The organism is Algoriphagus terrigena DSM 22685 (assembly GCF_000429445.1).
GTDB classification, from domain to species: Bacteria; Bacteroidota; Bacteroidia; order Cytophagales; family Cyclobacteriaceae; genus Algoriphagus; species Algoriphagus terrigena.
Map to the genome: position 1 here is coordinate 1 of NZ_AUBW01000052.1, position 2,616 is coordinate 2,616.

The 2,616-nt window shown below is 48.1% G+C and carries 2 protein-coding genes; both read left to right on the forward strand.

Going from position 1 to position 2,616, the window contains the following annotated elements:
• A partial coding sequence (locus G459_RS29250) for a DUF7507 domain-containing protein (protein WP_157373444.1) occupies window positions 1-2,303 on the forward strand: 2,303 nt, incomplete at its 5' end.
• A 194-nt stretch (window positions 2,304-2,497) separates the two neighbouring features.
• Window positions 2,498-2,616: type IX secretion system membrane protein PorP/SprF (locus G459_RS30045; RefSeq protein ID WP_245588241.1), on the forward strand; the 119-nt coding region annotated here is incomplete at its 3' end.

Consider the following 2,616-nt stretch of genomic DNA (forward strand, 5'->3'; position numbering starts at 1 on the left):
CTTACACCGTGACCCAGGAAGATGTCGACAACGGCGAGGTGACCAATATTGCAACGGCAACCGGCACCGATCCTGATGGCGGCGAAACCGACGGCACCGACACCAATGTGGTTCCGGGTACGGATGATCCAGGCCTGACCGTGGACAAAGTTGCCGATGTGGCAACCTACTCCGAAGCTGGCGACGTGATCACCTACACCATCGTGGTGACTAATACCGGAAACGAGACGCTGTCAAATGTACTTGTGACTGATCCATTGACAGGAATGGTGGAAACTATTCCGAGTCTAGAACCCGCTCAGTCGATGACGTATGAAACCATCTATACGGCGACTCCGGCAGATCTGGAAAACGACAGCATTGTTAACGTAGCTTCGGCGACTGGAACGGATCCAAACGGAGAAGATGTAGAAGATGACGACGATGCGGTTGTTGATTTTATCGGTACTCCAGCGATTGAGATTATAAAAGTTGCCGATAAGGATGCTGTAATTGTAGTGGATGAGGTCGTCACCTATACGCTGACTGTGACAAACACAGGAAGTGTAACACTTGACGAAGTCGTTGTGACCGATCCTCTTACAGGATTTGAAACTGTCATTCCAACCCTCGCACCGGGTGAGTCAGAAAGTTTTGAAACGACCTATACTGTTACGGCAGCGGATTTTGCGGAAGCTCAACCAATTGTAAATGTGGCTTATGTAGCAGCTCCGAATCCGGGAGGTGGTGAAGATCTCAAAGATGACGATGACGCTGTTACCACCCTGACATGTGAGGGTCAGACTTTAGTGACTGGCTTGCTTTACAGCATTATAAGCCAAGAACCACTTCCAAATGTACCTGTGGTTCTTCTTCCGGGTGAAAATACAGATGGAGACACACTCATCTCTGTAACCAATGAATTGGGAAGATATTTCTTTAGAGATGTCGCAGTTGGTGACTATACCATCATCGTTCTGGATGAAAATCTTGAAGCAACCAAAGGGTACAGACCTTTGGATGGGGATACTGCAGAAGTTACAGTTGAGCCTTGCGTGTATGAGCCGGTGGACTTTAGATATACCAAGTTTAGCCCTGATCCAAATGGAGGGAATCCGATCTTACGGGGCTTTGTGTGGTATGACCTGAATGGAGACCGCCTCCAAAATGAATGGCTTGATGCCGATGGAGATGGCCAAGTAACCCGAAATGTAATCGCGCCTGGCCAGCCAATAAATATCCTGAATTGGGAATGGTTTGATCTGAATGGGGATGGCAGATACGACGGGCCTGAGAATGAGGCTGAGTTGAATCGTGCAGGATTTGGAAACCCAACAGGTCAGAATATTTCTATCAAGGGTCCAAACGGTTATGAAGCTTTGGCAAGGGTGAATCAGTTTGGTTTCTGGAAGCACGAGTTGCGCCAAGCTGATCCTTATGGGGAATATGTGGTGACCTTGGTGCCTGACTTGAACTTCGACGCCCAAGGGTTCCAAGTGGGTGGATCTGGTTTGGTCAGAGTAGTTCCAGATCCGGATGGAAGGATGGTAGAGACAGACGCGACCAGCGGATTGGTCTGTGAAGTCACAACGCCAATTGTTCAAACTGGAAGTGTTTCAAGGGAAAACCCAACAAACTTCGATTTCGACTATGGCCTGAGATGCTTCTTTGTGGCTGACGAGGTGAACCTCTCGGTAGAGAAGACCTCGTTTGAAGCGGAGATCTATGAAGGGGACGAGTTCGAATATGAAGTCAAACTGCGAAACATCGGTGGCACTGACGCAAACGAAGTCGTACTGATAGATGACTTGCCAATCAACGTGACCTATATAAGTGACGAGGTGACCGCTAATGCAAGCAATGCCGAAGTTAGTTCCAATGTCTCCGGAAATAGAATCACGTGGACTATCCCATTCTTTGCATCAGATGCGGAGATAGTAATTCGAATCAGGGTGAAAGCCGGAGATCCTGGCACGATTACCAATTTGGCTACGGTCAGCTCCAAAGAGGCTGACACGGATGAATTGGATAACCAAGCCACTGATGTGAATACCATCTTGCCTTTCCATATTCCAAATGTCATCACTCCAAACGGTGACGGAGACAATGACACCTTCGAAATACAGGGCCTTGGCAAGTTTGTCAGCAATGAGATCGTCATCTTCAATCGATACGGTGATCATGTACTCGAGACAGAAGATTACCAAAATGACTGGGATGCCCCTGGTCAGGTTGCAGGCACGTACTTCTACATCTTAAATACAGTGGACAAAGCTGGCGGCAAACATGAATTCAAGGGTTGGATCCAGGTGATCAAAGACTAGGTGTACAATTTTTCCGGGCGGAAGTTCTGTCTTGGGCTCCTCCCGGTATTTATAAAATTTTAAATGCAGGCAGCATGAAATCGAGCATGACCAAAATGTTAGACCCAGAGGTGATTAACAACCCTGCGAGATTCTATGTGACCGTTGGACAAGCAAAACACAAGCACATGAAAACGACTTTTAAAATCATAGGAATGACCCTTCTGGTGGCCGTATTGGCCACCGGGGGTACTTTTGGCCAGCAGCTCCCGCAGTTCAGCCAGTACATCTTCAACGGGTTGCACGTGAATCCGGGGTATGCGGGGTACAAGGG